Consider the following 3,213-nt stretch of genomic DNA (forward strand, 5'->3'; position numbering starts at 1 on the left):
ATAGAAATATTTAATATCTTCATACAAATTGACAACGAAATCGAGGTTATCTAGAAATAGATAGCAAACAGTTATATATAAAAACTAAGACAAAGTCTTTTCGAGTCGTAAGACTAAGAAAGAATGATGTCGGGTGTAAAATAACTACGATTTCAACCGAGAAACCAGAAAATTACGAGTTAATTAACAATAACAAGTAATCAAAAATAAAGTCTTATCTAACGCTAGATAAGCAAAATGCTTAATGGTCAAGCAAATAAGAGCATAAGGTGAATGCCTTGGCACTAGGAGCCGAAGAAGGACGTGGCAAGCTGCGATAAGCTGCGGTGAGGAGCAAACATCCGTTAACCCGCAGATGTCCGAATGGGGGAACCCACCTATGGTAATGCGTAGGTATCCTATGATGAATAAAATAGTCATAGAGAAGGTAACCCGGGGAACTGAAACATCTAAGTACCCGGAGGAAGAGAAAGAAACATCGATTTCCTAAGTAGCGGCGAGCGAAAGGGAAAGAGGCCAAACCATAGTTTACTATGGGGTTGCGGACCACTCATAACTTGAGGTATTCATAACCAAACCTGTCTGGAAAGGCAGTCCGAAGAGGGTAAAAGACCCGTAGGTGAAATGAATTAATCAAAGAGTGGCACCAGAGTACCACCGGACACGTGAAACCCGGTGGGAAGCCGGGGGGCCCACCCCCCAAGCCTAAATACTACCTAGTGACCGATAGAGAATAGTACCGTGAGGGAAAGGTGAAAAGAACCCCGGGAGGGGAGTGAAATAGAACCTGAAACCTTATGCTTACAAGCAAAGGGAGCGCAAGTGACCTTGTACTTTTTGTAGAACGGGCCAACGAGTTATGGTGTGTAGCAAGGTTAAGGTGCTGGAGCACTGGAGCCGTAGCGAAAGCGAGTCTGAATAGGGCGTCAAGTTATATGCTGTAGACCCGAAACCGGGTGACCTATCCATGTGCAGGTTGAAGCGAGAGTAAAATCTCGTGGAGGACCGAACTCATGTCTGTTGAAAAAGGCTGGGATGACGTGTGGATAGCGGTGAAATTCCAATCGAACCCGGATATAGCTGGTTCTCCTCGAAATAGCTTTAGGGCTAGCCTCAAGATTGAGATACTCGGAGGTAGAGCACTGAATGTTCTAGGGGCCTTCACCGGTTACCGAAAACTATCAAACTCCGAATGCCGAAGTATTATACTTGGGAGTCAGACTATGTGAGATAAGTTTCATAGTCGAAAGGGAAACAGCCCAGACCAACAGCTAAGGTCCCAAAATGTAAGTTAAGTGGAAAAGGATGTGGAGCTGCATAGACAACTAGGATGTTGGCTTAGAAGCAGCCACTCATTTAAAGAGTGCGTAATAGCTCACTAGTCGAGTGGCTCTGCGCCGAAGATAAACGGGGCTCAAACTTACTACCGAAGCTTTGGAATTACATTTATGTAGTTGGTAGAGGAGCATCGTATACGGGCAGAAGCTGTACCGGAAGGTATGGTGGACTGTATACGAGAGAGAATGTTGGCATGAGTAGCGTAAGGCAGGTGAGAATCCTGCCCACCGAAAATCTAAGGTTTCCTGAGGAAGGTTCGTCCACTCAGGGTTAGTCGGGGCCTAAGCCGAGAGCGAAAGCTGTAGGCGATGGACAACTGGTTGAGATTCCAGTACCACCGAAATTCGTTTGAGCGATGTGGGGACACAGAAGGATAAGCTGAGCGCACCGTTGGTTGAGTGCGTCTAAGCATCAAGGGAGAACAGATAGGCAAATCCGTTTGTTCAATTCCGAGGTGTGATGGGGAGGGAAATTAAAGTACCGAAGCAGCTGATTTCACACTGTCAAGAAAAGCCGCTAGCGAGAATGTAGGTGCCCGTACCGTAAACCGACACAGGTAGATGAGGAGAGAATCCTAAGGTGAGCGAGAGAACTATTGTTAAGGAACTCGGCAAAATAACCCCGTAACTTCGGGAGAAGGGGTGCCTGCGAAAGCAGGCCGCAGTGAAAAGGCCCAGGCGACTGTTTACCAAAAACACAGGTCTCTGCTAAAGCGAAAGCTGAAGTATAGGGGCTGACGCCTGCCCGGTGCTGGAAGGTTAAGGGGAAGTGTTAGGGCAACCGAAGCACAGAACTTAAGCCCCAGTAAACGGCGGCCGTAACTATAACGGTCCTAAGGTAGCGAAATTCCTTGTCGGGTAAGTTCCGACCCGCACGAAAGGCGTAACGATCTGGGCACTGTCTCAACAATAGACTCGGTGAAATTGTAGTACCGGTAAAGATGCCGGTTACCCGCAGCAGGACGGAAAGACCCCATGGAGCTTTACTGCAGCTTGATATTGGATTTCGGCATTGCATGTACAGGATAGGTGGGAGACTACGAAGCTAGTACGCCAGTATTAGTGGAGTCACCGTTGGGATACCACTCTTGTAATGTTGAAGTTCTAACTTTGTACCGTAAACCGGTATGAGGACAGTGTCAGGCGGGCAGTTTGACTGGGGCGGTCGCCTCCTAAAGAGTAACGGAGGCGCCCAAAGGTTCCCTCAGCGCGGTCGGAAATCGCGCGAAGAGTGTAAAGGCAGAAGGGAGCTTGACTGCGAGACAAACAAGTCGAGCAGGGACGAAAGTCGGGCTTAGTGATCCGGTGGTACCGAGTGGAAGGGCCATCGCTCAACGGATAAAAGCTACCCTGGGGATAACAGGCTGATACCGCCCAAGAGTCCACATCGACGGCGGTGTTTGGCACCTCGATGTCGGCTCGTCTCATCCTGGGGCTGAAGTAGGTCCCAAGGGTTGGGCTGTTCGCCCATTAAAGAGGTACGCGAGCTGGGTTCAGAACGTCGTGAGACAGTTCGGTCCCTATCCGCTGTGGGCGTTGGAAATTTGAGTGGAGCTGTCCTTAGTACGAGAGGACCGGGATGGACATACCTCTGGTGCACCAGTTGTTCTGCCAAGGGCATAGCTGGGTAGCTAAGTATGGACGGGATAAGCGCTGAAAGCATCTAAGTGCGAAGCCCCCCACAAGAAAAGATTTCCTCCAGAAATGGTAAGACCCGTGAGAGACTATCACGTTGATAGGTCGGAGGTGTAAGTGCAGTAATGTATTCAGCTGACCGATACTAATAGGTCGAACGCTTGACCAATAAGGTTTCAAGAATTGAAGATTATTAAGAGTATGATAAAAGTATGTTATTCAGTTTTGAGGGTACACCTCA

Annotated in this window: 1 rRNA gene; it reads left to right on the forward strand. The window is 48.4% G+C overall.

The window, feature by feature from the left end:
* The first annotated feature begins 246 nt into the window (after nucleotides 1-246).
* Nucleotides 247-3,141: ribosomal RNA gene (locus tag JYB65_RS14760) — 23S ribosomal RNA — on the forward strand.
* The last annotated feature ends 72 nt before the right edge of the window (nucleotides 3,142-3,213 follow it).

This window comes from Clostridium aminobutyricum, from assembly GCF_017255415.1.
GTDB lineage: Bacteria > Bacillota > Clostridia > Peptostreptococcales > Anaerovoracaceae > Aminipila > Aminipila aminobutyrica.